The organism is Enterobacter cloacae complex sp. 382A5 (assembly GCF_050031095.1).
In the GTDB taxonomy this organism is placed as follows: Bacteria; Pseudomonadota; Gammaproteobacteria; order Enterobacterales; family Enterobacteriaceae; genus Enterobacter; species Enterobacter cloacae.
Window position 1 is genome coordinate 4749522 of sequence record NZ_JBLGVK010000001.1, and the last position, 26625, is coordinate 4776146.

General features: G+C 46.0%; 24 protein-coding genes. 14 read left to right on the forward strand and 10 right to left on the reverse strand.

The window, feature by feature from the left end:
- The first annotated feature begins 154 nt into the window (after window positions 1-154).
- Window positions 155-1168 carry a class 1 integron integrase IntI1 gene (gene intI1 / locus ACQG2G_RS22470; protein ID WP_000845048.1) on the forward strand — a complete coding sequence of 338 codons (1014 nt, stop codon included), beginning with the start codon at window positions 155-157 and terminating at the stop codon, window positions 1166-1168.
- Between the two features lie 100 nt (window positions 1169-1268).
- Window positions 1269-2204 carry a BsuBI/PstI family type II restriction endonuclease gene (locus ACQG2G_RS22475; RefSeq protein WP_000929142.1) on the forward strand — a complete coding sequence of 312 codons (936 nt, stop codon included), beginning with the start codon at window positions 1269-1271 and terminating at the stop codon, window positions 2202-2204.
- A gap of 571 nt (window positions 2205-2775) precedes the next feature.
- Here the strand turns inward: ACQG2G_RS22475 and ACQG2G_RS22480 are convergent.
- Window positions 2776-3711, reverse strand: a complete 936-nt coding sequence (locus ACQG2G_RS22480; RefSeq protein ID WP_000556384.1) for a hypothetical protein — start codon at window positions 3709-3711, stop codon at window positions 2776-2778.
- A gap of 1196 nt (window positions 3712-4907) precedes the next feature.
- On the opposite strand from ACQG2G_RS22480, the gene ACQG2G_RS22485 reads away from it, so the two are divergent.
- The 3 genes from ACQG2G_RS22485 to ACQG2G_RS22495 all read left to right on the forward strand — a co-directional run bounded on the left by ACQG2G_RS22485 (window position 4908) and on the right by ACQG2G_RS22495 (window position 7293).
- Entirely contained in the window at window positions 4908-5780 is an 873-nt protein-coding gene (locus ACQG2G_RS22485; protein ID WP_031951562.1) for an integrase domain-containing protein, read from the forward strand.
- Window positions 5781-6760: 980 nt separating this feature from the next.
- Window positions 6761-6946 carry a hypothetical protein gene (locus ACQG2G_RS22490; protein WP_000286063.1) on the forward strand — a complete coding sequence of 62 codons (186 nt, stop codon included), beginning with the start codon at window positions 6761-6763 and terminating at the stop codon, window positions 6944-6946.
- 77 nt (window positions 6947-7023) lie between these two features.
- Window positions 7024-7293, forward strand: coding sequence for a hypothetical protein (locus tag ACQG2G_RS22495; protein ID WP_000901447.1), 270 nt, complete (start codon window positions 7024-7026; stop codon window positions 7291-7293).
- 414 nt (window positions 7294-7707) lie between these two features.
- Here the strand turns inward: ACQG2G_RS22495 and ACQG2G_RS22500 are convergent, their stop codons facing one another.
- Both ACQG2G_RS22500 and ACQG2G_RS22505 read right to left on the reverse strand, forming a co-directional pair.
- Window positions 7708-8103, reverse strand: a complete 396-nt coding sequence (locus ACQG2G_RS22500) for a hypothetical protein (protein WP_000060801.1) — start codon at window positions 8101-8103, stop codon at window positions 7708-7710.
- Window positions 8100-8957: a hypothetical protein gene (locus ACQG2G_RS22505; protein WP_000783472.1), complete on the reverse strand. Its 858-nt coding sequence runs from the start codon at window positions 8955-8957 to the stop codon at window positions 8100-8102. Before ACQG2G_RS22505 ends, ACQG2G_RS22500 begins: the two co-directional genes overlap by 4 nt.
- Before the next feature lie 345 nt (window positions 8958-9302).
- On the opposite strand from ACQG2G_RS22505, the gene ACQG2G_RS22510 reads away from it, so the two are divergent.
- The 3 genes from ACQG2G_RS22510 to ACQG2G_RS22520 are packed head-to-tail and all read left to right on the forward strand — an operon-like array spanning window position 9303 to window position 14287.
- The gene (locus ACQG2G_RS22510; RefSeq protein WP_226343065.1) at window positions 9303-10625 is read left to right on the forward strand and encodes a conjugal transfer protein TraH; all 1323 of its coding nucleotides are present in this window, start codon (window positions 9303-9305) and stop codon (window positions 10623-10625) included.
- 3 nt (window positions 10626-10628) lie between these two features.
- Entirely contained in the window at window positions 10629-14033 is a 3405-nt protein-coding gene (locus ACQG2G_RS22515) for a conjugal transfer protein TraG N-terminal domain-containing protein (protein WP_000347733.1), read from the forward strand.
- The gene (locus tag ACQG2G_RS22520) at window positions 14033-14287 is read left to right on the forward strand and encodes a hypothetical protein (RefSeq protein ID WP_000091004.1); all 255 of its coding nucleotides are present in this window, start codon (window positions 14033-14035) and stop codon (window positions 14285-14287) included. The genes ACQG2G_RS22515 and ACQG2G_RS22520 overlap by 1 nt, the downstream gene beginning before the upstream one ends.
- 19 nt (window positions 14288-14306) lie before the next feature.
- Here ACQG2G_RS22520 and ACQG2G_RS22525 read toward each other — a convergent pair whose 3' ends face one another.
- A complete protein-coding gene (locus ACQG2G_RS22525) occupies window positions 14307-14597 on the reverse strand; it encodes a hypothetical protein (protein WP_000709417.1) in 291 nt (96 codons plus the stop codon).
- Between the two features lie 179 nt (window positions 14598-14776).
- On the opposite strand from ACQG2G_RS22525, the gene ACQG2G_RS22530 reads away from it, so the two are divergent.
- From ACQG2G_RS22530 to ACQG2G_RS22555, 6 genes are all read left to right on the forward strand, one after another.
- Window positions 14777-15388: a hypothetical protein gene (locus tag ACQG2G_RS22530; RefSeq protein WP_000271073.1), complete on the forward strand. Its 612-nt coding sequence runs from the start codon at window positions 14777-14779 to the stop codon at window positions 15386-15388.
- A gap of 2 nt (window positions 15389-15390) precedes the next feature.
- The gene (locus tag ACQG2G_RS22535) at window positions 15391-15924 is read left to right on the forward strand and encodes a FlhC family transcriptional regulator (protein WP_032471366.1); all 534 of its coding nucleotides are present in this window, start codon (window positions 15391-15393) and stop codon (window positions 15922-15924) included.
- Window positions 15925-16020: 96 nt separating this feature from the next.
- Window positions 16021-18780 carry a conjugal transfer mating pair stabilization protein TraN gene (traN, locus tag ACQG2G_RS22540; protein ID WP_000106055.1) on the forward strand — a complete coding sequence of 920 codons (2760 nt, stop codon included), beginning with the start codon at window positions 16021-16023 and terminating at the stop codon, window positions 18778-18780.
- A 150-nt stretch (window positions 18781-18930) separates the two neighbouring features.
- Window positions 18931-19158, forward strand: coding sequence for a helix-turn-helix transcriptional regulator (locus tag ACQG2G_RS22545; protein WP_223805430.1), 228 nt, complete (start codon window positions 18931-18933; stop codon window positions 19156-19158).
- Window positions 19145-20098, forward strand: coding sequence for a replication protein RepA (locus ACQG2G_RS22550; protein WP_000802152.1), 954 nt, complete (start codon window positions 19145-19147; stop codon window positions 20096-20098). The genes ACQG2G_RS22545 and ACQG2G_RS22550 overlap by 14 nt, the downstream gene beginning before the upstream one ends.
- A gap of 361 nt (window positions 20099-20459) precedes the next feature.
- Entirely contained in the window at window positions 20460-20786 is a 327-nt protein-coding gene (locus ACQG2G_RS22555) for a helix-turn-helix domain-containing protein (RefSeq protein ID WP_001158411.1), read from the forward strand.
- A gap of 30 nt (window positions 20787-20816) precedes the next feature.
- Here the strand turns inward: ACQG2G_RS22555 and ACQG2G_RS22560 are convergent, their stop codons facing one another.
- The 6 genes from ACQG2G_RS22560 to rpmH form a co-directional block, all read right to left on the reverse strand.
- Window positions 20817-21974, reverse strand: coding sequence for a site-specific integrase (locus ACQG2G_RS22560; protein WP_000868608.1), 1158 nt, complete (start codon window positions 21972-21974; stop codon window positions 20817-20819).
- Window positions 21975-22170: 196 nt separating this feature from the next.
- Complete coding sequence (gene mnmE, locus ACQG2G_RS22565; RefSeq protein WP_020685446.1) at window positions 22171-23535, reverse strand: tRNA uridine-5-carboxymethylaminomethyl(34) synthesis GTPase MnmE; 1365 nt, start codon at window positions 23533-23535, stop codon at window positions 22171-22173.
- A gap of 72 nt (window positions 23536-23607) precedes the next feature.
- On the reverse strand, window positions 23608-25248 hold the full coding sequence (yidC, locus tag ACQG2G_RS22570) for a membrane protein insertase YidC (protein ID WP_020685445.1): 1641 nt from the start codon (window positions 25246-25248) through the stop codon (window positions 23608-23610).
- 2 nt (window positions 25249-25250) lie between these two features.
- Entirely contained in the window at window positions 25251-25508 is a 258-nt protein-coding gene (gene yidD / locus ACQG2G_RS22575) for a membrane protein insertion efficiency factor YidD (RefSeq protein ID WP_001307474.1), read from the reverse strand.
- Complete coding sequence (rnpA, locus tag ACQG2G_RS22580; RefSeq protein WP_028028049.1) at window positions 25472-25831, reverse strand: ribonuclease P protein component; 360 nt, start codon at window positions 25829-25831, stop codon at window positions 25472-25474. The genes yidD and rnpA overlap by 37 nt, the downstream gene beginning before the upstream one ends.
- 16 nt (window positions 25832-25847) lie before the next feature.
- The gene (gene rpmH, locus ACQG2G_RS22585; RefSeq protein ID WP_000831330.1) at window positions 25848-25988 is read right to left on the reverse strand and encodes a 50S ribosomal protein L34; all 141 of its coding nucleotides are present in this window, start codon (window positions 25986-25988) and stop codon (window positions 25848-25850) included.
- Window positions 25989-26625: the final 637 nt, after the last annotated feature.

Below are 26625 nucleotides of genomic sequence, written 5' to 3' on the forward strand. Positions count from 1 at the left end.
TACTTCCTTAGGGGTTAACTTTGTTTTAGGGCGACTGCCCTGCTGCGTAACATCGTTGCTGCTCCATAACATCAAACATCGACCCACGGCGTAACGCGCTTGCTGCTTGGATGCCCGAGGCATAGACTGTACAAAAAAACAGTCATAACAAGCCATGAAAACCGCCACTGCGCCGTTACCACCGCTGCGTTCGGTCAAGGTTCTGGACCAGTTGCGTGAGCGCATACGCTACTTGCATTACAGTTTACGAACCGAACAGGCTTATGTCCACTGGGTTCGTGCCTTCATCCGTTTCCACGGTGTGCGTCACCCGGCAACCTTGGGCAGCAGCGAAGTCGAGGCATTTCTGTCCTGGCTGGCGAACGAGCGCAAGGTTTCGGTCTCCACGCATCGTCAGGCATTGGCGGCCTTGCTGTTCTTCTACGGCAAGGTGCTGTGCACGGATCTGCCCTGGCTTCAGGAGATCGGAAGACCTCGGCCGTCGCGGCGCTTGCCGGTGGTGCTGACCCCGGATGAAGTGGTTCGCATCCTCGGTTTTCTGGAAGGCGAGCATCGTTTGTTCGCCCAGCTTCTGTATGGAACGGGCATGCGGATCAGTGAGGGTTTGCAACTGCGGGTCAAGGATCTGGATTTCGATCACGGCACGATCATCGTGCGGGAGGGCAAGGGCTCCAAGGATCGGGCCTTGATGTTACCCGAGAGCTTGGCACCCAGCCTGCGCGAGCAGCTGTCGCGTGCACGGGCATGGTGGCTGAAGGACCAGGCCGAGGGCCGCAGCGGCGTTGCGCTTCCCGACGCCCTTGAGCGGAAGTATCCGCGCGCCGGGCATTCCTGGCCGTGGTTCTGGGTTTTTGCGCAGCACACGCATTCGACCGATCCACGGAGCGGTGTCGTGCGTCGCCATCACATGTATGACCAGACCTTTCAGCGCGCCTTCAAACGTGCCGTAGAACAAGCAGGCATCACGAAGCCCGCCACACCGCACACCCTCCGCCACTCGTTCGCGACGGCCTTGCTCCGCAGCGGTTACGACATTCGAACCGTGCAGGATCTGCTCGGCCATTCCGACGTCTCTACGACGATGATTTACACGCATGTGCTGAAAGTTGGCGGTGCCGGAGTGCGCTCACCGCTTGATGCGCTGCCGCCCCTCACTAGTGAGAGGTAGGGCAGCGCAAGTCAATCCTGGCGGATTCACTACCCCTGCGCGAAGGCCATCGGTGCCGCATCGAACGGCCGGTTGCGGAAAGTCCTCCCTGCGTCCGCTGATGGCCGGCAGCAGCCCGTCGTTGCCTGATGGATCCAACCCCTCCGCTGCTATAGTGCAGTCGGCTTCTGACGTTCAGTGCAGCCGTCTTCTGAAAACGACACAGGCGCTATCTAGTAAGAAAGATAGGCCTGTTACGACCTGGTATGCTCCAAATTCTCGAGAACCTGTCAGAGATGAAACTATTCGATATGGGTTTATAGCCCTTGGTGCCGTTATTGAACGCACTGGTTTGCCCGTGACAACTCCTCTTCCTAAATACGCAATGTCAAAAGCATTTGCAGCTCTGTTCAATGTAGATTTAATTGGGGATGATTTAGAGGCTTTAATTCGTAGCTGGCAGAACTCTCATCTTAATGCTGCCGCTTTAAGTCGAATTCGATTACTTGGTGCGCATGCCACTGCCGCAGCATCAGATCAGATAACCGCGACATTACCTAATTCTGGGTTAGTAATGCTTGAGTCTGGTCCGTCAGGCGTAATAGGTAAGGCGGTGATCGAACAATTCGCTCGGAAGTTTTTAAAGACGCCAGCCGTATTATGGTTGTCTCAGTCAGGGGAAAAGGTTGGTATTGATCTTGCGAGTAGGTTAAAGCTCAAAATTGACCCTTCAAAAACGTTACCTGACGTTATTTTAGTTGATCTTGGGACCAAGACTGACGGTAGTGACATGTTATTTGTTTTTATTGAAATTGTTGCTTCAGATGGTCCAATTAACTCTATGCGTAAACAGAAGCTAACTGAGATAGCTATTGAAGCTGGCTTCTCTGCCCAGAATCTTGCTTTTGTAACTGCATTTCAAGATCGTTCAGCCGCTCCATTCAAAAAAGCAATGTCAGAACTCGCGTGGGGAACTTATGCGTGGTTTTGTTCTGAGCCAGATAATTTAATTGAGCTAAGAGATGGCAGTTCTATAATCTTGTCAGAGCTTTTATGATTTTTAATACAGAACAGTATAATACCTCTATACTGTTCTTAGTTATCTAATATAATACTGAATCTTTTTAATATCATTAGAAATGTTATCATTGTAGAAATAAATAATGAATAGCAAAAAAATGAACATGTAATAAAAAAGTAGTAACTAAACCCAGTGTTGATTTTCGAATCGTAGAAGGAAATTACTGCTGAAAGTATTACAATTAGTATTGATGTAAGGATTGCATAGCAAATGTTGTGACATAATTCTTTGTAAAGATTTATGTGCTTCAAGTAAGAGGTTATTTTATCTGCGATAGTCTCATTATCTTTTTTATCTATGAGCTTACTCTTTTGATCATAAACCATTACGACAGCACTCATTAATAATGCTGTTGTTATAGCTCCGAAATTAACCATTATGCCAACTACTGAGCTCGGCATTACTTTGAATAAAAAGCATATTGTTCCAGAAGCTATGATTGGGAATATAAGATGAAAGAAAATATCTGATTTAGATAAACTATCTGAATCTTCATTTTTAAAACTGGAGATGTGATTCTTTATCAAGAAAAATATATTTATTTTATTCATATACAATATCCTTTGCCGTATATTTCACAAATATAATCATTTATCTCTTCTTTTACACAGTTATGTAGGTCGGCTTGATTAGGTTCGTTGGTTATTGGATTTATATTCAGACTTGCATCATCCAACGTTACAGATACGCCTTTTGCTATTATATTTCTTAAATCATAAATTTTATTTTTTCCATTCACCTGTGCTGTTATTTTTATTTTATCACTATTTGGCTCTAAAATATCTATTAACTTATTTTGTGAAGGAGATTTTCCGAGATAATCATTGATATAGCCCATTGAATAACCTTTGTTTTTTATTACAAAGTCGGCGGTCATTCTGTCACCAATTAATCGCATGGCATCTGCGGTGTCTTTACTTGTTTTATAGCCAATAGCTTTTATTTCTATTACAGGGGAGTCTTTAATAGTTTGAGGTATATCTTTGTGTAGTAATGGTAGTATTCTCGCTTCCAATGAAGGATTGTGCGCTTTAAACCCAAGTTCTACTGTGCTTTTTATTGGAGTTCTTGCATTTAATCGAGATGTTTCATGGAATGCAAAAATTCCAGTATCTAAGCTATCCGGTAGATAGATAAAAATATATCTTTTTTTCTCAGTGACTTCATCATGAGTTACTTTTTTATGATTTGTTGATGATAGAGTCTTCTGTCTAACAGTGTAGTTTTCTCCATAACGGCCCGCATTTACATAGCCATATATAATTCTTTTTGAATCATCAAAAGTTAAGTTTCCTGTTGGTATAGATACAATTAGTTTTGAATCTTGATCTTCCAGAGGGATGTTAACTTTGCTTTGGAGTATTTTTTTTGTAATTTCATAGGCGCTCAGTTTGTTATCACCATTTAACTCTCCAAGCTTGTATGATTTTCTTGATCTTTGCTTAGTTAAAACTCTGAATGATGACATGTGTACTGAGTGCATTATTATACCTTTTATTACTGATTCTCATTACTGTTTGTGAGTTGTGTGTTAAATATTTTTCGCACCTATAACTTAGGTTGGTGCTTGTAACTTCGATACTTCAGTTGGCGGTTGATTGTTTAAATTAGATTGATCTAAATAACCAAAACGCCACCGAAAAGCAGCTTGCTGATAAAAAATGTTGAGCTTTACATTCATAAGCAATCGAAAAACAATCTAAAAGCCACTTCTCAAGCAAACTTCATGGTTACTATATCTGTACTGCATCAAAAAGCCATCCAAAAACGACCTAAAGGTTATCAAATTACGATGTTATGCTCGACTTGACTACTGTATCCATTTGATTAGTATATAAAGTGTTTTTGGTAGCTGGCCTTCAAACAGCATTCTGCAAAACTAAGGCGATTGCCTTCATTTCTTAACCCTCAGGGGGACTGTCCCCTATGGGCATTCCTCCATCTGTAACAATCTCCCCGGAGGAAGACTCGATGTTTATCATCTTTATACTTGCAGCGTTATGCTGCTGCCTGTGCTTGTGTATTGCACAAGTTAAAAGGCTTCCATACCGCGATTTTGCTCAAAGCAATATCGTGTCCTTGGTACTCGATTCCGAGCTGCCAAACCAAAGAGGACCACCCTCAAAATCAGGACGAGTGTTGGAATACCCAACTTGCTCGATGCTCCACCCCGTCTCTGTCGCCGTAGGCGTAAACAGAGACGGGGGTAGAGCCCCCGACGGAAGCCTTGAGCCTCAAGGGCTCTAGGCTTTCGCACCGCGCACGAATGTGCGCGAATTATACCGCCTTCGGCGGTTGGCGCGCTTCGCGCTTTCCTTTCCAAAGAATGACACGACAGTACCAGCCGGATCTGCTGGCAGTTTGTTCCGTCGGAACAGACCAGCCAATGGAATGAGCAGTTCGCTCCATAGCAGTACAGTTCGTAATTAATGACCGTGGACATCGGGTTTAACTGTCCTGTGTTTGGGCAAGATCCCAACGTTGGCCTTAGCATGCAGAGCTAATTAAAAAACTGCGTTTCACTTACCACTGGATACGGACGGGCCAACAAAATAACAATTTTGATTAACAGAGTTAGGGGGAACAATGCGTTCAGAGCGGACTAATCCGGATTCACGGAATTTTGGCCTTCGTAGCCGAGATATAAACAAGGCTGCCCTGAACGCTCTCAAGGAGGGGATGAAGAGTTTTCAGTCCATAGCCACTATTCATGACCGATGGAGCGTTTTTAGCGCTTGGATTAAGTCCGAACAGGGCATAAAGGACATGCGGGATATAGAAAAGGCTCATTTGGTCGCTTATGCGGCGCACCTTAATGATCGCTACGAGCGGGGAGAAATTGCGCCATCCACGGCGCAGAACTACCTGAGCGCAGTGAATCGGGTGATGGAGATTGCGCGTGGCGACCGACAGGTACGTGTAGATCCTGTCTCCGAGGGGGGACTTCCAAAGCGCTCAGGTATCGCCACTGGCGACCGAAGTGTTTCGGAAGCTTCCCATAATGCCGCAATGGGGGCAGCCTCCGAGCGCCTTGGGGCTTTGCTGGAACTACAGCGTAATTTCGGTCTGCGGTTCGAGGAATCGGCCAAGCTGGATGCAGCCAGAGCACTAAGAGAGGCCGAGAAAACTGGCTCCGTGAGCATAAAAGATGGCACCAAGGGTGGCCGGGCGCGCACTGTTCCGATCACCAGTGATGCTCAAATTACGGCACTCCAGCGAGCCGCCGCCATACAGGATGGCCGCAGCATGATCCCCGCCGAGAAGAATTATCGTGAGTTTCGGCAAGAAGCCTACCGGGAGATCGGCCGCCATCCGGTGAACTTCCACGGCGAACGGCACCACTACGCTCAAACGCGCTACAAAACTTTGATGCGTGCTGATTGCCCGGTAAAAGCAGGTGTTAAACATGGGCGAGAGCACTATGAATATTTAGCCAAAGAACTTGGAGTATCAATAGCTCACGCCAAAATGCTGGACAAAGAAATCAGAACTGAAGTGGCTTTGGAATTGGGTCACGGTCGCATCGATGTGACAAATAGTTATTTGGGGTAATTGATGGAAAAATGGGTAAGAGAAAGAAGCCATGTTTATGTGCGGCACGGAGGGAAGACTGCTCGGCGAGCGATGGTAAAAAGGCTAATTGCGGCTTTAAATGATATCGCTGCCAATGAAAAAGGGGTCAACGCACCATCACAAATCGGAAGAGCTCATATCCATCGGTATTACACTAGGCATCAAGGATTGAGTTCCACGACATTACGGGATCATTTTTATGCGTTCCGACTCTTGTGGGAATTACTTAACCGTCCTGGAGAACCTCCACGCCCAAAAAACACCGGCTCTGCTGATTAAAAGCCATCTATGCCTATGTCATATTCCTTAATCAGACCTTCCGTTCGCCGCATTACCGTTTGTAATTACCGTATTATCATAATTATCGTAATTACGATAAAAAGCAGGTGGAATGGGGGCTTCTGCATAATAAAAATAGTTCCTGCATTGTTTAATTGTGCCCAAAAAGGGCCAATACAGCGCGTGTCGATTCAGAACTGAGCTGTTAAATTTGAATTAACTTCAGCCCCGTGCTGAGTATGTGCGATAGCTGGTCGCCAAAAACAAACAGCATTTTATCAATTTATCCCGCAACCGGGGTTCACCGGTTCTGCGGTGTAACCCCTTCAATTCCATCTAATTGGAGGTGTTTATGTACTTTTCTACGTTCGTTTTGATCATGATTGTTACCGTGGGCGTCATTGCTTTCGGGGCTAACATTGTCGCCAAATTACTAAATAAGGCTTCGATTCTTGCATATCGATCATTGAGAAAAACGCGGCCCGTACGGGTCGTCAGTCCATTGGTAATTAATAGCAGTTCATTGTGTGGTGAATGGTTGAAAGCTGCCTCCGGTAGCAATCAACCTGGTGTCTCCGATGCTGTCGAATGCGCTCCGCTTGAGGGTGAGCTGGTTGCAGAACGCGCTGTAATAGGTTCCACCAGGAAATTATTGTCAGCTCAAAGTTGAGGGAGATTTAATGTATCGACTGATTCTAGTAAACAAAAAAAAGCGAACGCGAGAGTATCAGCCTTCTGATGCTGGTTATAGGGCAGCTCTCAAAGCCACGCGCAAGTTTTTGGAACAAAATCCCCAGGGAAATGCGGTGCTTTACGGGCATGGTGTTTGTGAGTCCTTCACTATACGCAACATGCCTGAAGCCTAATCCCTAATTAAATAACCCAACCGGGTACTTTGCCCGGTTGGGCTAAGTCCCGGCTATTAAACTTTCGGAGAATTAATATGTTGGGACAAAATCAAACAGAGATCCATCAATTCGATGTGTGTGGCCGCGTGTATTATCGTGGGGTTAACTACACTGAAAAAGAAGGTGAGTTGGCTGTTGAAACGGTAGAAGCTACTTCTCATGATGAAGCTGAAGCGATGTTTAAAAGCCTGCAGGTTGAGTATGCTTGTGAGTGTAATCGGACTGTTGAGCGAATCGATATCACTTTCACTATTGACTTGACGATAGCTGAAAGCGACAACGATGAACCGTACTTAGTGATGTAATTACTAAGAAAAGCAAAGGGCCAGCTTGTCTGGCCCTTTGCTACATATGGTGATAGGAATCTACTGAATCGGTTTCATGAGCCTGCTTGGCCGTTTGCTCATCCAAGAGGTGGAGTATCTCTGATGCCTTGCGTCTGGCCTCGGCTACAATTTCTGGCTTCTCCTGCTCCAAGATCTGGTCTAGTGTTTTTGCCACTGGTAAATCTCGCTAGTTTAGTTAGACTCTAAGTATATAAGGTTTTACAAGAGAGGTTCAGTTCCGTGGATGCCTTTACTATTGCAATGTTAAGTTTGCTCGCATTTTTTACCATTGTGACGTTCGGAAGTTTGTATTTATACAACAAACACAATCAAAACCGCTCTGATCAATAAATATATGTGTATTAAACGGCCCTGTTATCAATGCTGAATAATTCAGCAACAAACTGGTATTTTTACTTTCTCAATTAGATGATCGGACATAGCGTTAATTTCCTCATCGTCTAGCTTCGGGGCAAACAGGGGCGTTCCCCAGAATTGAACCTGTGGATAGTCTGAAAGCCTAAATACTCCATACGGCCATCGGTCCTCGTCACCCAACCACCGGCGTAAAGTCAGATCTATACCCCATCCATCCTTTAGCTCTATCCAGCAATGCGGATTGATTTGTGTCTTGCTATGTACTGTTTCAACAAACCCTACTCTGCACTGATGTGGAATGTCTGATTTGGCTAGAATGTTGCTGATCACGTAAGTCATCACATCACAACTGGCTTTTGAATCCTCCAGATTTAGCAAAGCCAGTTCCAGTTCTTCATGCCACAGACTCATTGTGCCTTCCTAAATAGCAATTGCTGGCCTTTTTCATAGATAACTGGATATGGTAAAGCTTTGCCATCCTGGAACACACTACTGGGCGGGAAATACATGACTGCCCATTCCGGCAGCGCTCGGCTCGTACTTTTGTAAAAATCGTCCATTGGAAATGATTTCACGTCGCTGACCTGGGTGAAAATCAATCGAGAATATTTGGTTGTGTTATTAGCGGCCAGATTAAAGCTATCAATATTACCATTGCCCACAAAGGCTGGTGTTTTCCAAGGATTCGGCATTGTAACGTTGTATGCAATTACGCAGTTTGAGCCATCACAGCCAAATTGCGGAGCCATTACTGCCCACATAATTAAGGGGTTTCCATCAATCTTAGGCGCTGTACTTTCCACTATTTTAGTTAAATCCAGGTTCATAGATTTCGCGGCTACCGCAACGGCATTATCAATTAGGTTTATATAGTTGCTATAAGCATCTTCTGAGGATTTAGCCATTGATGCAGGCATCCATGCCATCAAACTTGGCCTAGCGGATGGGTTATCCGGTGATGTAAGAATGCTTGCAGTGTTAAACATGAGAGTTTGCTGACCGTTCAATCCTCTTAATGGAGCATCAAGCGATGAGGCCAAGCTTGTGACATTTAGCGCTTTCATCAATAGAGACTGTTTATATGAGTTCCGCCCATCTTCTGAGTCTCTCAGATCTTGGTCATAAATACCCCCAGCTCTTGCCAAGTTTAGCGCTCTGGACATCTCTGGATTATAGGATTTTGGGGTTGTAGCACAGCCTGCGAGCATAATGGCGGCGAACAAGGCTGTAGCTGAACTTACGGAAGTTGACATATTCATTTTCATTTAAAGCTCCTCTTTTAGAAATAGAGTGCCATTGGTTTGTGAAAATGCAACAAGGGTTAAGTAAAACTTTTTAAAAATCATAAGTTTGTACGGACGTGACAAAGTTGCCGACATTATTCAATGATTAACTTTCACATGTGAAAGTTTTATTTGGACTGCCCAAATTGGACAGTTTGGCAGTTCGGTTTGTACTCATTTGCTCGGTAGGCTTTCGGGTGACACGAAACCTATTGGAGCAACAGTATGAGAGTCTCTCCCCCTTACATTAGAACACTATCTGCCTCTTGTTTAATCATCTTCTCTGTCGTCGCCACTCATGCCTCGGCTGAAGGGCTTCAGTCCGAGATGGATAGACTATTCAACGAAATGAGTAATACAACCAGACCGGGTATTCATCAGACACAACGCCGTGGAGTTATTGCGGGTGGGCGTGTGACCACCAAAGCGCGTATTTTTGATGAAAACCTAGTTAGCTTTGTCCCTCCATCCTGGAAAGCTGGGTGTGGTGGCGTTGATCTATTCGGTGGTTCTTTATCGTTTGTGAATGCAGATCAGATTGTTCAACTGATGCGAGCTGTGGCAGCAAATGCAAAGGGCTATGCTTTTCAACTAGCTCTGGATAATGTTTTTCCTGATGGTGCCAAATGGATAGAAAACTTTCAGAAGAAAGTTCAGGCTTTGAACCAGCATTTAGGCAATTCTTGTCAGTTAGCTCAGGGTATTGTTAACGATTCACTAAGTGCTTTTGACACAAAACTAAAGAACGATACTCGTACAAAAGCATCGACCAAAGGCTTATTTGAAGACATGTTTTCTGCAACGCAGGAAACGGATGGACAAACGGCAATCAAGACGCTGAAAGACAACTCGCAACAGGCCTACCAAGAGATGATAGGTAATATTGTCTGGAAGCAACTCAAAAAGAATAGTGTAAGCTCATGGTTCCTGTACGGGGATAACAGCCTGCTTGAAGCCATGATGTCTATAACTGGTGCCGTTGTCATTGGTGATTTAATTAATGATCCAAATCTTGCTGGAGCAGACAACAGTACTAATCCCATCGTCACCTTACCGGGGAATCGAATTACCCTTGGAGATCTCATTTCAGGTGGCTCTGTTAAAGTTTATTCATGTGACAGTGATACGGTTAACTGTATTTCTGCTGGTTCTGAGCTGAAGAGTGTTCAGCTCAGGGGTATTGGCAATCAAATGTCAGATTTACTTCTTGGTTCTGATTCTTCACCTGGATTGATTTATAAATATGCAAACAATGTTGGGGCGTTAAGTTCTGCCGAGATAGCTTTTGTATCAAATCTCCCCAGTAGCTTTGGCTCACTCTTCCGAAATCTTGCTGCTGTTTCCAGTGATACAGCAGAGCAGTTTGCTCAGCAAGCACAGACCATCATAGCGCTAGATATAACCTACAGGTTTATTGAGGAGATATACCGGGCAACAACTATTGCGTTAGCTAACAGTGATAATGCCTATCAACAAAAAGCTGTTGATGTACTTGATGCTTCTCGGGCTGTTGTCAGACAAGAGTATGACCAATTAATTGTGAGACACGGGAAGCTAAGTGATCTGATGGGGTATTACAACAGCTTACTTGATGTCACAAAGAAGCAGCGGCTTTTACTTGCGGCCCAAGCATCAGGGAAAAAGGAGTAACTAATGGATTTTAGTATTTATTCCGTCGGTGATGCCGCATTTCTAGAGCAAATAATGATTGCTGTGGCGATGGCTACTGGCACCGGTGATTTTGAACGCATGGTAAGTATTGGCCTTTTAATTGGCGCTCTTGTCATCTCATTTCAGTCGTTATTCCAGGGAGCTAAATCCTGGGATTTACATCAAGTTTTTGCTTGTTGGCTCGTGTATGCCATTTCCTTTGGATCCGGCGTTACGGTAACTATTGAGGACGCGTACAACGGACAAGTGCGAGTAGTGGATAACGTACCTGTTGGTCCAGCCGCCGCTGGTTCTATAATCTCAAGCGTTGGATTTGGTCTCACAAAATTATTTGAGGTTGCATATAGTCCTGTCGCGAGTGTGACTGAATCAAAGTTCATGGATTCTTTAGAGCTATTATCAAAGCTCAGAAATCACGAAATGGAGTCAGCACTATGGACTGTCTGGAATGATTCCCTAGGAGGCGGTGCTGTTGATATGAAGAAAAGCCTGACTAACTACATATCGGAATGCACAGCAATTAAATTTTCATTAGGTGAGTCAAATGAGGATCAAATCAACACAGAGAATTGGCGTACAGCTCTCAGATTTGATTCACAAATATATGGGACCCGATTGTTCCTGTCTCCATCAGGCCCGACAGATCCCAGTTGTACAGATGGCTGGATTCAGTTGAGCCAATCCTTTGAAACTGCATTCAATTCTGGCCTTTCGCAACAAGCCCTTGGCTATTTGCTGTCTACCACTGATGCTTTGAATGCTACATCTGACGCTTTGTATCGCCTGCAGGTTACGAATGTGGCCGCAGGTGATTTTATAAAAGCCAATTTTCTGCAACCTATCGTACAGCGTGGCTTTGCTCAGTACTACAGTGATATGAATGATCCGTACGCACAAATCATGCTCACTCAAGCTGAGTCTCAGCGAAATACGCAATATGCAGCCGAACAGTCTTTGTTTGTAAAATCGATTCAACCTCTTATGACCTTGGTAGAGGGGTTTGCCTATGCGATTACGCCCATAGCCGCATTTGTGATGGTGCTAGGTTCTAAAGGTTTGCTATTGGTTGGTAAGTATCTTCAAATGCTTATATGGGTACAACTTTGGTTGCCAATTATGTCGGTAATCAATCTATTCATTTACATAATGGGGCAGCAGGCGCTCGCAAAATATACCACAGGGAACTTATCCTCATTTGAAGGCGTTGCATATGCTGGGGCCGAAATTGAGCGTTGGATAGGGATAGGTGGAATGATGGCCGCAGCAACGCCAGTCCTATCGTTGATGTTAGTAACTGGCTCAGTATATGCCTTCAATAGTCTCGCCCAACGAGTGGGTGCGAGTGATACAGTCAATGAAAAACTAATGTCTCCAGACTTAGTGGACCGTGGTTCTGTTTTGAGCCAACAACCACAATTTAATCAATCCCGAATTGCTGGAACAATGACCTCTGGAGGTGAGTCGTTAGTTGATAGTATTAACTTAGGAAGTACCGTAAGTAATGCCCTTAGCAGTAGTTCTGCTGCTACTGCACAGGCCCAGAAAGGCTTTGCTAGCCAATTAAGTAATAGTGTGTTTTCTGGACATGGTTCAGAACAGACTTATTCACAACTACAATCATTAGGACAAACCCTGAGAGCGTCCGATTCAACTCAGGCTAAAAGTATTTTGTCCGCGGCGCAGAACTACGTTACTGATCGTGGGATAAATGCTTCTCACACGGATGCTGTGGCAGGAGCTATTGCTATGCGTGCTAGCGCTGGAGTGGATGCCGGAAAACTTGCTGCTGCTTTTACAGGACCGGTTGGTGCCGCTGTAAATGCCGCTAATCCGGTATCTATGAACGGTAGTTTAGATGTATCTGCGCAATCGCAGAGTCAGGATAGTAGACAGCAGCTTAGTTCTGATATTGACTCTTTATCTCGCGGACTCGGTTTTACAAAAGATGACAGTTCAGCATTAACGAGTGATTTGGCACGGCAAGTGTCTACTGATAAAGGTCAACGTTTTACCCAGAGTTTAGGTGAAGAGCAGAGAAAGCAGCTCATGCAATCCAGTTCTGATCTTTTGTCTTCGCAACAAACCTACCAAGAGTTATCTCAGGCTCAGCAAACTATCGGGACTACTAGCAACAATAATATTAGCGCGTTAGCTGACAAAGTTCTGAACAACTGGTCAGCCGGTAAGTCATTGTCAGATGGTGTTAGACAGTCATCGCCAGAGACAAGAGATTTTGCGCAAAGAAAAGCCCAGCATTACCAAGATTTAGGTATTGATTCCCAGAGGGCAATAGTTGGAGGGCAGTTGTTTGCTATGCTCAATTCCAACTCTCCATCTGAACAAGCAATTGCAGCCAGTGCAATAGCAAAGGCCACTGGTGGCAACAGTGGTATTGACTTTAATCAACCTGGTCAAAGTGCAATGTTGGTAAAGGATGCTCCGCGCTATGTCTCGCCAGTTGAAAATTCGAGCGCACTTTCGGCACCGGAAAGAATGAGCAATGAACAAAAGCTTTTAGCTGAATCAGGCAGTATTGGATCTGAAAATTCTGTTCGTGACGCTCATGAAAAGGGTATCCAGCAACTTGAGCAGAGTTATGGGACAAGCAGAAATGAATATCTTAATGACCGCTTGCCTGCGTTAAGAGCACAGATCATGGCATCCGATTTGGCCCCGTCAACATCCAGTGCTTTGTTTGCAGGTGCTGAGGGCGCAGGTCGTTTTGTACAGCAAGTTGTGGGTGGCGCAGGAGCCGCCAAAGAAGGGTTCGCAGAGAGTTTTGGGCAATCGATGTCTAAGTTAGCCCAGATGACTCCGGAACAACGAGATCAGTTTATTGAGGACACAAAGAAAGGGGACGATTACGTCAAGCAAGAGTATGGTCTTGGAGGCTTCCTGGCTGTAGGTGCTGCAAATCTGGGTAGGGATATCATTGGTGTGGGGATCAGTGGATTTGAAGCCGGTAAAGAATGGTTAACCGGTAAGTCAGATCTTTCAGAGGCAGCACAGGGAATGTCTGTTAGAGAAAGAGGGATGTTTTTTGCTTCTGCATTAGCAAGTGCAAGCGAGGCTGGAGCTGGAAAGGCTGCTGAGTTTGTTCAGCAATATGGTGACGAATTCAGGCAGATAGCAATGGATACTGCAAGATATGATTATGGTTTGAATAGTCAGGCAGGAGCAGAATTGTTTGCTGCATCGTTGATGGGCGGCGATTCATCGCGCTCTGGAGAACTAAGAGAAAATCTCAGAGAAGAGGTTGGTGATAACGCATTGGCAGATAAAATGGCTGCGATTATTGAAAGTTCTGCGGGGGCAGGTAAAGACCAAGCGGGCGGATATTTAGCGCCTGTTTCAAGATACTTATCTGTAGCCAAAGGAGGCCGTTAATGAGCAGACGAGCTGAATATAGACGCGCCATTAAAGAGCTTAAAGTGATGATATTACTGGGGGAAGGGAGATGGCTAAACGAAAAGCCAATCTCCTGTGGAAATAAAAAATTTATCGTCGATGGTTCGGTGTTGAACAATGTAATCAGAGAGCATCCGGAACTTAATAAACACATTTTGATAGGTTTTTTTTCGTCGCCTCAACGGTATCCGTTATTAAGATATAAAGATAGGCAGTTAACGTTAAGTCTATAATTAATAGAAACAAAGGCTCTCAGGAGCCTTTGTTTTTATTCAATCCATAGAAGCTTCCGGATACATCTACGTCACTTACCATTGGAGATCCTGTGGCAGGGTTGTATGTGACGTCTGCAAACAGATCTCGCCCAGATAATGTGTTCGTTTTACTCCCGGAACTACTGATTAGATTGGCTCTTTTACCAATCTTTAAAGATGCCAGCAGAGAAACTCCGACTACAAAAAATATGAGCGACCATAGGGCAAGAAGTTTGTACGAATAGAACAAACTTACGATTAAAAACAAAGAGAATAGCGCCTTTTTCATTTACGCCTCCTGATTAATATGTAACCGATTATAGATTATCGTTCAGAAATGCAAATCTTCATAGCACCATAAAATGATACTGTAAAAAAATACAGTATTTGGCGTTGCATTATCAAAAAGTCATGGTATTTATGATTGATGACAAAGTTAATCAGTGAATAAAGTAAGGAGGACTACTGATGTATGCCTTAGAGCCGTTAGAACGTGATGTTATTGGTAGCTTTGACAAGTTTGCCGTTCAATTGAGTGAAGAGAAGCCAGACCAAGATATTTTTGAGTTTGATTTGACTCTGTGGACACTACTGAAGCTTTTATCAGCCAATGCGCCATCCCAGGTTAGCAATCATTTTTCTCTTCCAGAAGATCTTGTTAATAAATTGGCGTCAACTCCTGACAGTTATCTTTCACAATTAGCGAGTGGAGTTCTTCTTAGCTTTAAACTTGAAACAGATCAAATGGAAGTGATCGATACTCTTGCCGGTAGCTACGATTCTGTCATATGCCTTAAAAATGTTGTGGACGACTTTGACGCAGCGTACTGGCTATTGCTTAATAAGTTAGCTAGTAGAAACTTGGACATGGCGATGCAAAGTTTTGGTGTATCTTCTGGTCTTGCTTCCTCAGTCGCCGCCTCCTCAAACAGCCAGTTAAGGTCGTTATCGCATAGGGTCGTTATTAGATTTTCATTGAGATTTGATATTGGCGTACTCGATCAATTCTTATCAGCAGCTCTTGCCGATACAACGCCGATTTTATTAAAAAAGATTCAGCAATCTTTGGTGTGGAGATAATCATGAGTGAATGTTTTACATCTGGTTCGTTATCTCGCTGGGTAAAGGCAAGGCACATGGCATTGGCGGGTTATATCACAAAGATAATTATCCTAGAGACTGGTTTGACTTATAAGCAAGTTCGCAGGCTGTACGCTGAGCTTGAATATTGCAGATATGATGTGAAGGATAAGAAATCCAGGACATTCCGTGGTGGAGCGACGCTGATCCACAGTCAGACATCTAAAATTCAAGCATCGCTTTTAATGCAGCTCTATTCAAATCTTGGAGGGGAAAAGGTTAAGCGTTCTGTAGATATTAGCGCTCTGAATAAAGCGTTTAGGATGTATCACGCTATCCGTAAAGAAGTACCAGGTATGAAGGGAGGAAAATGGGAGCCCTTCGACATTACAGATGCCTGGTGTCTTGCCTCTGAACTGCGCAATGGAGAGGCAATGATAGAGCATTGCGAGCAATGCCAATGCACTTTTTTTACGTCAATTAATCAGCGAACATGTGTTGAATGCCCATTCTGCCGGGTCTCAAAAGCTGCCTGAATACATCCGCGTATGCCGCAAAAGGGCAAATAGCGATGCTAATTTTTATGAGAGAGCGACATAGCATTATCCAAACTAAAAAGCTGGAGAAATGCTATGTCCACTATGCCGCCCATCATGACGAGGTTTGTTGCCTCGCTCCTATGTTTAACCATCTCAGTTCTTCCGATACATTCTTATGCTGGTAATCAGGAACCTAACATCGGAGCTGTTGGTCGTGATGCCAAACAATTTGGTTTATCTATTGCGAACGGAGTTAAGCAAAACTCTGCTCAGATTCAAGATGGTAAAATTTCTCTACCAGTCGGTAATGGTCAATCAACATCCATAAACATAAATGAACTGTTTCCTGGAGTTCAACCTGGTCAAAATACCGCAGAGTATTTCCCTGATGCAGCATCTCCAGAGGAGCTAGAACAGATATTTAGTGATGCTGATGCTATGGATCAGTTTGGTAATGAGGCAAAAGCCAATTTATTCCAAGACGCCAACAGCTCCAATCCCTCAATATCAGGTTCTGCATATCAAGTTCTCATGGATGCGGCCAATCGCTCACGCCCTGATTTCAGTAATGACCCGGTATTAAATCTAAGCAAAAAGACCTATGAGGATATGGACCTCATCGCAGGTGGCTTTGGGGATTGTTCTGCCGAAACAACCATTAATCAGAATACTATCAACGCCCACATTCCAGAGTATGAACGGTGTCAGCGTGTTGTAGATCAAAGCGCGGACTGTGAGGTTGTCCATGACTACGACGCCTCAGTTGTGAAGCACTATGATGGTCCATATAACCTCAAATCTTGTGGAGATGGCTGTACTGAGTTGTGGATTGGCCGAGTGGGTAACGACTACTGGAGTGGCAACTGTTCGATTTATGAGGAATACACGCGGGTCCAAGTCAGTAATCCAGACGCCATAGTGTCTGCAACGCTTGAGTACGCCAAGTGGGATGACTACATGCAAGTTTGGGTTGGTAAATCAGGTCAGGAAACTAAAGTATGGTCCGGCCCTGACGGCAATTTCCCTCCAGAAACGGCTGGCCGATGTGAATTGTCAACAAGTTGGGAGCGAAACCCTAATGTTGATGTCACTCCCTATTTCAAGAATGTGAAAGATGGTGATGTTGTTACGTTTAAGATCCGCGTTTCAGTAACTGGCGCAGGTGAGGGTTTTGGCCGCATAAAGCTACACTATGACCCATCAAAAGCCATTACCAAGGATGAGTGGGCTCCACAGAGCTGCATGGATTCAGCCAAAGGGGTTGTAGATGGTTTTGCGGAAGGCGAGATCACTTGTATAGATGACCCGACTGATGCTACAGGCTGCACAGTCATCAACGGGATCAAAGTTTGCGAATCCCAACTGAAACCGTCACCTTTCCCTGGCATTCCAAAGCTGTGCAAAAAGGTTCGAGTTAAAGCCGACTATGACTTTTATAAGGGGCAAATGGACTGCTGGACAGATCCTCAAGGTGAAACACACTGCCCTGTAAATACTGGTGGAAATCTAAACAGTTGCCAGATGTACGAGGATAATCCTCAGTGTGGATTTATTAGTTCTGAATGTATTGATGGAGCAGAGGGTTCCTCGGGTAAGTGTTATGTGTTTAAAGATACCTACGACTGCGGAACGGACATATCAATACCTACTTTAGAGAAAGAAACGACGTATCAATGTGGTGGACCCATTAGGTGTATGGGGGATGATTGTCTCGATATAACAAAGTCACAAAGCACTGATTTCGCTCGTGCATCTGCATTGTTGAATGCAGCTCAGTTCATGACTCAGGATATGAGTTGTACTGGTCAAAATGATGATGATAACCCCACTGGTGAAGAAAATGTGATGTGTTCAGCTTTTGCCGGTGAGGCTGGGGAATGCAAGATTGCTGTGGGTGGTGTCTCAGATTGTTGTGAAAAGCCGACGAATATTTCGTTTGCTGATTATCTCAATTTGATTATGGCCGTGCCTAAGCTAGACGGTGCCGTTATGGGACTCTCTGATGGCAGTGCCGTGAAAGGAGCATACCAAGTATTAAGAGACCCCGTAATGTCTGGCTGGACCGAAATAACACAGCCTTTTGCAAGTTATATAGAAAATATTAGTGGAGCGGTTGATAGTTTTCTCCAGCCTGTTCAACAGTTTGCCCAAGATACTATTGGCGCATTAAAGGAGCAAATTACCAAGCTGACTTCTGAAGCTCTAGGGAATGCTTCTGCGACGGGGGCCGCAGGCGTACCTGCCGGGGCTCCTGAATCAATGACTGAACAAATCCTCGGCCAACAAGGTGCCGCCATGCTAAGCACCGTTATGACTGTTTACACTGTCTATGTAGTGTCGATGGTCATGATCCAAATGATTTGGAAGTGTGAGGAAAAGGAATTCACTATGAATGCTAAACGAGCACTGAATAGCTGCACATACGTTGGATCTTACTGCAAGTCCAAAGTGCTGGGAGCATGTGTGGAGGAGAGAGAGTCCTATTGCTGTTTCAACTCGCCACTATCCAGAATTATCCAGGAGCAAGTTCGGCCACAATTGGGTCTTAACTTTGGTGATGTGCGCGCACCTCAATGCGGCGGAATTCCATTGGATCGAATAGCAGATATTGATTGGAGTAAGGTCAACCTAGACGAATGGTTGGGGATACTTCAGCAAAATGGAAAACTTCCTGATCCCGCATCGTTAAACTTGGATGCTTTAACGGGAGCTGGAAGTGATTTTAATATTGATGGTACTCGACAAGACGCCTCAGAACGTATCATGGAGCGGCTGAAAGGGATTAATGTGGACAAAATTAGAAACGACAAAGCGCGTGAAATCTTTCCTGACTTGGATGGCAATGGTGGTTGATGTTTATCAATGAGAAACTTTCACATGTGAAAGTTTTTGTGTTGGAATAAATCTTCAAGGTGCCCAAATAGGGCACTTACAGAGGCCATGTTTACGGGGGTTCACCCTCAAAATTTCTCCAGTAAATCAATGATGATGCTGGAGAAATTTATGCAGCAAACTTTAAATGAAAAAGATTACAGTCACCTGCAGATGATCTCTGTCTATGAGGTGACAGCCTTACTTAAAATATCTGTGCCAACGCTTCAGCGAATCCGCACAAACGACCCCTCATTTCCCAAACCATATAAGATCAGTGGCGATAAAACATTAAGATACAGATTAGATCAGTTGGAGGTATGGCTTGATTCCCGCAGGGTAAGTAATGAAGCCATTTAGCCAACTACTTGCTCAGTATCAGACTGATATTGAAATAAAACATAATGGTAAATCACAAGTCTTGAGTCGGGCTGATTCTGAATTAATAGATGCTTCTGTAAGGATTAATTCAGATCCACCCTCACCCAATGATTTCACTTTTATGCACTCAATTATGTGCCAGATCGGTTTACCTCGTTCAAGAGTAAATGGAGTTGAGTTTGAAAGGCGCTGCGGTGCTGCTGGTCTCTACGTTCGAGCGGGTAAAATATGGGATGGAAAACAGTTTGTTCAGCAGCCGGTTCCCTATGGGCCAATGCCCCGTTTGGTAATGGCATATCTGAACACTCAGGCCTTACGCTCTAAGTCACCGGAGATTGATGTCGGCAGTAGCGCTAGAGGCTTCCTTAAACAACTGGGCAAGGATTCATCAGGAGGGAAAAACGGAAGCTATACAAACTTCCGTAAACAGGTTATGGCGTTGTCTGCTTGTAGTATTACGCTTGGTTTTAGTACTGCTGACAAAGCGATCACTTACGATGGTAAGCCAATCCAAAAATTTGAGGCTTGGATTGGTAACAATGATAATCAAGGTGCTTTATGGCCCGGTGTTATTACATTTTCTCAGGAGTACTTCGCGACGTTAAGCGAACATGCAGTGCCGCTTGATTTAAGAGCTTTAAATCAGCTTAATAGCAGTGCACTGGCAATGGATATTTATGCCATGCTTGCGGATCGTTTACATCGAATTAGTGGTAGGCCTGTTGTATTGTACTGGCGTAATTTACGTGAGCAGTTTGGTCAAGAATACACCGGAGACGACGCTGACAGGAATTTTAAAAAGGTATTCCTTCCTGCTTTAAAGAGAGTTCTTTCTGTTTACCCGGATGCAAAAGTTAAGAGAGTGACTGGCGGAATTTTGATGATGTCCAGCCCCCCACCGATTCCATACCGTAATTAAATTAATAACCGGCCCATGTGCCGGTTTTTTTTATGTTATTGCTTTGCAAAGTTGTGGAAAACCCTGTTGGTTTTGGATTTTATCCACGCATAATCGCCCCCCCTTTTTACGCATAATTACCCCCCCCTGACTACTGACGATCTGCGCATAATCCCCCCCCCTTGCCACGCATAATTACCCCCCCCCTAAACCTATAGGTATTGCCTTTAAAAAATCCTATAAAGATACCTATAGTTGAACCATGTTCAGGTGTTAATAACTTTGTTCGCGCCCTAAAAGGGCAGATCCAGAGCCGAGGATCTGAAACCTGTGTTGGTAGACTAAACCAGTCGATTATTTATGGGTTTCAGTAGATATGACTATGCAAGAGACAGAGTTGCTTAATAGTGTTTTGAAAGAACTGGCTGAGATAAAAAACATGCTCGCTAGATCGTCAGGAGCAGACAAAGTTAATTTGGAAAAGGTAATGCTGAACATTGATGACTGTGCTGAGCTGACAGGGTTGTCAAAAGGTCATTTATACAAGTTAACCAGTCAAAATGTTATTCCGTTTTACAAACCAAATGGTTGTCGGATTTATTTTAAGCGGGAAGAAGTGATCGATTGGCTACAGTCCAACCGGGTCAAGACAAACACAGAAATTTCAAAGGAAGTGAGTTCGAGAATAATCAGGGGCCAAAGAAATTAATTTTTTTGGCCCTATGTCTATTGTTCTGTTTTAAAGACTGTCGGCAAAAATATCAGGAAAGCTCCGCATTGCGTCCCTTCTTCTTTGATCTAAGATATCAGCATAAATCTCAGTTGTTTTCAGTTCACTGTGGCCCAGCAAGCGTGATAATGAATAAATATCTAAGCCCCGCGCAAGCTGGTTAACTGCAAACGAGTGGCGACCGGCATGGAAAGTTACATGCTTGGTTATTCCAGCAAGCATTGCCCAATGAAGTAGCGCTACGTTGGTATAGCTGCTGTATCGCAATGCTTTAAACACGCGTTCATCGTTATCCTTGCGCTCTCCCATCAACCTTACCGCTGAATCTGGTAAGTCGAGGTATTGAAGTGCCGTTCCTCTATTCTGGATTTTTTTCTGCTTAAAAATGATTCGAAAATGGCCTTGCTCAAATTCTTCCACTTCTGACCAAACTAGCTTCTGTATGTCAGACCAGCGCAGTCCTGTTGTGCAGCTAAACAGAAAGGCTCGTTTAAGCACGTCATAGCGACATTCAGCTTTTGCCATAGCTTTTATCTCTTCCAGAGTCAGATAAACCCTTTGGTTTGTTTCTGGTTTAACGCTTTTCACCGTCCGAACAGGGTTATCTCTGATAATCCCCTCTTGGTATGCCTGATTCAGGGCCGCCCTTATTTTATTGAAGTAACTGCTTACTGTATTTCTTGACAGCAGTTGATCAGATTTCGTCGTTGCACTTTTCAAAAGATAAGTTTTAAAACCCTCAAGAAAGGCTCTATCAATATCTTCGAATGTGAGTTCTGCTCGCCCATGGTAGCGTCTCAGATGATGTCCGGCTGAGACCCAAATTGAATAATTGGATTTACTGCCAGAAGCTTTGCTATCGGTAACTGAATCGTAATAATCGAAGAAACTGGCAGAGAGTTTAGTTCGATCCTCCAGCTTATGCTTTGATGTCTCGCTTTCAAGCAGTCTCTTAGATCGCACAGCTTCAGCGATCCTTAAAGCTTCTTTATTGTGCTCTCGCTCTGCTGGAGAGCGCGGTTTGTCATAGATGAAGATGTCTAGTGGCTCGTGTGAACGTTTCAGTTTACGTTGCCCGTCTTCAACGTTGGAACCGTAGTAATATACCAAGCGCAAAGAGCGTTTTCCTTCGCGGTCTGGCTGTCGCTTTTCGATAGATACTTTCATTGATGGTTTTCCCCGTGTTCCCCACGATTATATGGCTGGGGAACACACAGGGCAATATATGACCAAAAGAACACAGGAGAAGTAAAAAGAAAACTAAAAAACATCGTTAGATTTATTTTTTTTGTGTTCAAAATCAATATTTTAGTTTGTTTTCTTTTGGTGTCTTTTGACTTCTTTTTCTTTCAAGTCTATAACTTCACTTCCCGATACAGAAGCTCGAGAAGATCCTCCCAAGCAGATCGTCCGACGTAAACTCCCCGGTGATCTCACTCAGATTCTGCTGCGCCAGGCGCAACTCTTCCGCCAGCAATTCCCCCGCCCATGCGCCAATCAGCTGGGCTTTGCCCTGCTCAAGGTGACGTGCCGCCTCTTCCAGCGCCTGCAGGTGGCGACGCCGCGCCAGGAAGCCGCCTTCCATGCTGGTGTCAAAGCCCATGCTCTGCTTGAGATGGTTACGCAGGTCGTCAACGCCCTCGCCGGTGCGGGCCGACAGACGGATAAGTGAGTGACCATTCACATCGCTGATGCCCAGCGTTTCGCCGGTGACGTCTGCTTTGTTACGCACTACGGTGATCGGCAGTTTAGCTGGCAGACGGGCGATAAAGTCCGGCCAGATCTCCGCCGGGTCTACGGCGTCGGTCGTGGTGCCATCTACCATAAACAGCACACGGTCGGCCTGCTCAATCTCCTGCCAGGCGCGCTCGATACCAATACGCTCCACTTCGTCGCTGGCATCACGCAGACCCGCAGTGTCGATGATATGCAACGGCATGCCATCGATGTGAATATGCTCACGCAGCACGTCGCGGGTGGTCCCGGCGATGTCGGTCACGATCGCCGCCTCACGGCCCGCGAGGGCGTTCAGCAGGCTCGATTTACCGGCGTTTGGACGACCCGCGATGACCACCTTCATCCCTTCACGCAGCAGACTCCCCTGGCGCGCTTCGGCGCGAACGGCATCGAGATCGGCCATCACATCATTGAGCTGGGCTTCAATTTTACCGTCAGAGAGAAAGTCAATTTCTTCATCCGGGAAGTCAATCGCTGCTTCGACGTAGATCCTGAGGTGAGTAAGTGCTTCCACAAGGTGATTTACGCGTGCGGAAAAAGCGCCCTGCAACGAGTTCAGAGCAGAGCGAGCCGCCTGTTCAGAGCTGGCGTCGATCAGGTCTGCAATCGCCTCGGCCTGCGCCAGGTCGAGCTTGTCGTTGAGGAAAGCACGCTCGGAGAACTCGCCAGGCTTCGCAATACGCAGGCCCGGCAGAGTCAGAATACGTTTTAACAGCAGGTCGAGGATGACCGGGCCACCGTGACCCTGCAGCTCCAGCACGTCTTCACCGGTAAAGGAGTTCGGGCCGGGGAACCACAGCGCAATGCCCTGGTCCAGTGGGGTACCGTCGCTGTCTTTAAACGGCAGATAATCAGCGTAGCGCGGCTTTGGCAGTTTACCCAGTACCGCTTCAGCGACCTCGCGCGCCTTCAGGCCGGAGATACGCAAAATGCCTACACCACCGCGTCCCGGTGGGGTTGCCTGGGCGACGATAGTGTCGTTATGGCTCATGGTTGCTCTCGTTCAATACAAATAAAAAAGGCGGTCAATCGACCGCCCTTATTTTAGCGTTAACTTACCGAATCAGGACTTTTTCTTTTCGCGGCTATGCAGGCCACGTTTTTCCAGACCACGGTAAATCAGCTGCTGCTGGATGATGGTCACCAGGTTGCTGACGATATAGTACAGCACCAGACCTGACGGGAACCACAGGAAGAACACGGTGAAGATGACCGGCATAAAGGTCATGATCTTCTGCTGCATCGGGTCGGTCACGGTGGTCGGAGACATCTTCTGGATGAAGAACATCGTCACGCCCATCAGGATCGGCAGGATGTAGTACGGGTCCTGTGCGGACAGGTCATGGATCCACAGCGCGAACGGCGCATGGCGCAGCTCAACGGAACCCATCAGCATGTAGTACAGCGCAAGGAAGATTGGCATCTGAATCAGCAGCGGGAAGCAGCCACCCAGCGGGTTCACTTTCTCTGCTTTATACAGGGCCATCATCTCCTGGCTCTGACGCTGTTTGTCATCGCCCAGACGCTCGCGCATTGCCTGAATCTTCGGCTGCAGCATACGCATCTTCGCCATGGAGGTGTACTGCGCTTTGGTCAGCGGGTACATGATGCCACGTACGATGAAGGTGATAACGATGATGGAGAAGCCCCAGTTACCCAGGAAGCTGTGGATGAACTTCAGCAGCTTGAACAGCGGCTGAGAGATGAACCACAACCAGCCGTAGTCAACGGTCAGATCCAGGTGCGGTGCAACAGCAGCCATTTTGTCCTGGATTTCCGGACCGACCCACAGGGTGCTTGCCAGCTTACCGGTTTGACCCGGCTGAACCAGAACCGGCTGAGATTTGTAGCCGATAGCCGCAATACCGTTGCCCAGATTCGCGGTGTAGAAGTTATTGGTACCGTCGTTATTTGGGATCCATGCTGTTGCGAAATACTGCTGCAGCATTGCCACCCAACCGCCTTTGGAGCTGACGTTCAGGTTTTCGTTATCGGCAATGGTGTCGAATTTGTATTTCTCATACTTCGCGTCAGGCGTGGAGTATGCCGCGCCACGGAAGGTATGCAGCGCAAAGTTGCTGCTTCCGGTGTCACGGTGAGACGGCAGATTGATGGACTGCTTCAGCTGACCAAAGGTCGATACTTCAAGCGGTTTCGCACCGGCGTTCTGTACGCTGTAGCCCACGTTCACTGCATATTCACCGCGTTTCAGGGTGAAGGTTTTAGTGAAGGTGTTGCCTGCCGCGTCGGTGTAGGTCATCGGAATAACGAGTTCGTTCTGGCCATCAGCCAGTACAAAGGTGTCGTTTTCGACGTTGTACAGTGGACGCGCACCGTTAGCCGGGTTATCCGGGCCATCACGACCGGTCAGGCCGCTCTGCGCCTGGTAGATAAACTCTGGCGTGGTTTCCAGTAACTGGAACGGCTCGGTAGACTTCAGCTCTTTCGGGTAGGTCAACAGCAGCGCCTGCTCAACATCACCACCACGGGTGTTGATAGTCAGCTCAAGCACATCGGTCTTAACCGTAATCTGTTTCCCCTGGCCACTGGCCGGTACGCCCTGGTCGGCGGCACTCCCCTGGCTGCTCGTTGTCTGCGTGGTCTGCTGCTGGGGTTGAGGATTTTTATCCTGCTCCCATGCCTGCCAGATCATGAAAGACACGAACAACAAAGCGATGATAAGAAGATTGCGTTGCGAATCCATCGTTAGTGTTCTCTGGTATCAAAGGGTCCTGGGGGGACGGGGTCGTCTCCACCTGGGTGTAAAGGGTGGCATTTTAATACGCGTTTCACCGTCAACCAACTGCCTTTTATCACTCCAAACCTGCGCAATGCCTCAATTCCGTAGCTTGAGCATGTTGGCGTGAAACGGCAGTGTGGCCCGAGTAGCGGACTAATCAGGCGTTGATAGACCCGAATGAGGGCTATCAGGACCCGCGAGCCAGGCGACAGTGGCGGCGCCATAATTTTTCCAACGCTTCCGAGAGAGCACGGTTATCGAGGTCGGCAACCCCTTTTTTCGCCACCACCACGAAATCCATAGAAGGCAGTTCGTGCTGACGTAAACGGAAGCTTTCACGCGTCAGACGTTTAATCCGGTTGCGTTCATGCGCACGCTTAACGTTTTTCTTGGCGACAGTAAGACCGATGCGGGGATGCCCCAGCGAATTTTGGCGGCCGAGGATGGTGATTTGCGGCGTGCCAGCCCGTAGTGGCTGCTGGAAGACGAAAGTGAAATGAGCGGGAGTTAACAAACGTAACTCCCTGGGAAATGCTAGCTTAACCACTCAGGGGTTAGCTTTATTACTTGGAAACGGTCAGACGAGCGCGGCCTTTAGCACGACGACGTGCCAGAACCTGACGACCATTTTTAGTAGCCATACGAGCACGGAAGCCGTGAGAACGGTTGCGCTTCAGTACAGACGGTTGAAAAGTGCGTTTCATGGCGATTTCTACCTAAACTTGAATAAATTCACTGACTTTTGCGTATACCCGAACGAGATTCGAACGACTAACGCCTCAGCGTGGGTGATTAAAGAGGCCGGATTGTAATAATTGTACACTCCGGAGTCAATTCTCTTTCCTTATTTCCCGCGTATTTCCGCACGATTTCGCGTGGAAAATGAGCAACGGACGACGCAGGAAGAAGAGCATCACGCGCCGGGTCGAGGATTATACGGTCTCATCAACAAAGCGCAAGGATCGTCCTGGATCTTCGTTAGATCATTTAAGCAAAAAATTGTCTGTTCTCATTAAATTTTCCAATATGCGGGCTAAATCGTGGGGCACTCCCGCCAGGATCGTTTACACTTACCCGGTTTCGGATCTTCCTGTGGATAAATCGGGAAGAATCTGTGAGAAACAGAAGATCTCTGGCTCAGTTTAGGCTATGATCCGCGGTCCCGATCGGGATCCAGCGATCCTGGCCGGGCATAAACACAATATCGTTCAGGTTGTTTCAACGATGGCGTGTATAACCGCAGATAGCGGTTCGCACATCCCCCTCATTGGGTCATGTCGATGTGCGCCAACAATCATGAATATTCAATAGTTTTCTTTTATTGTTCGAGTGGAGTCCGCC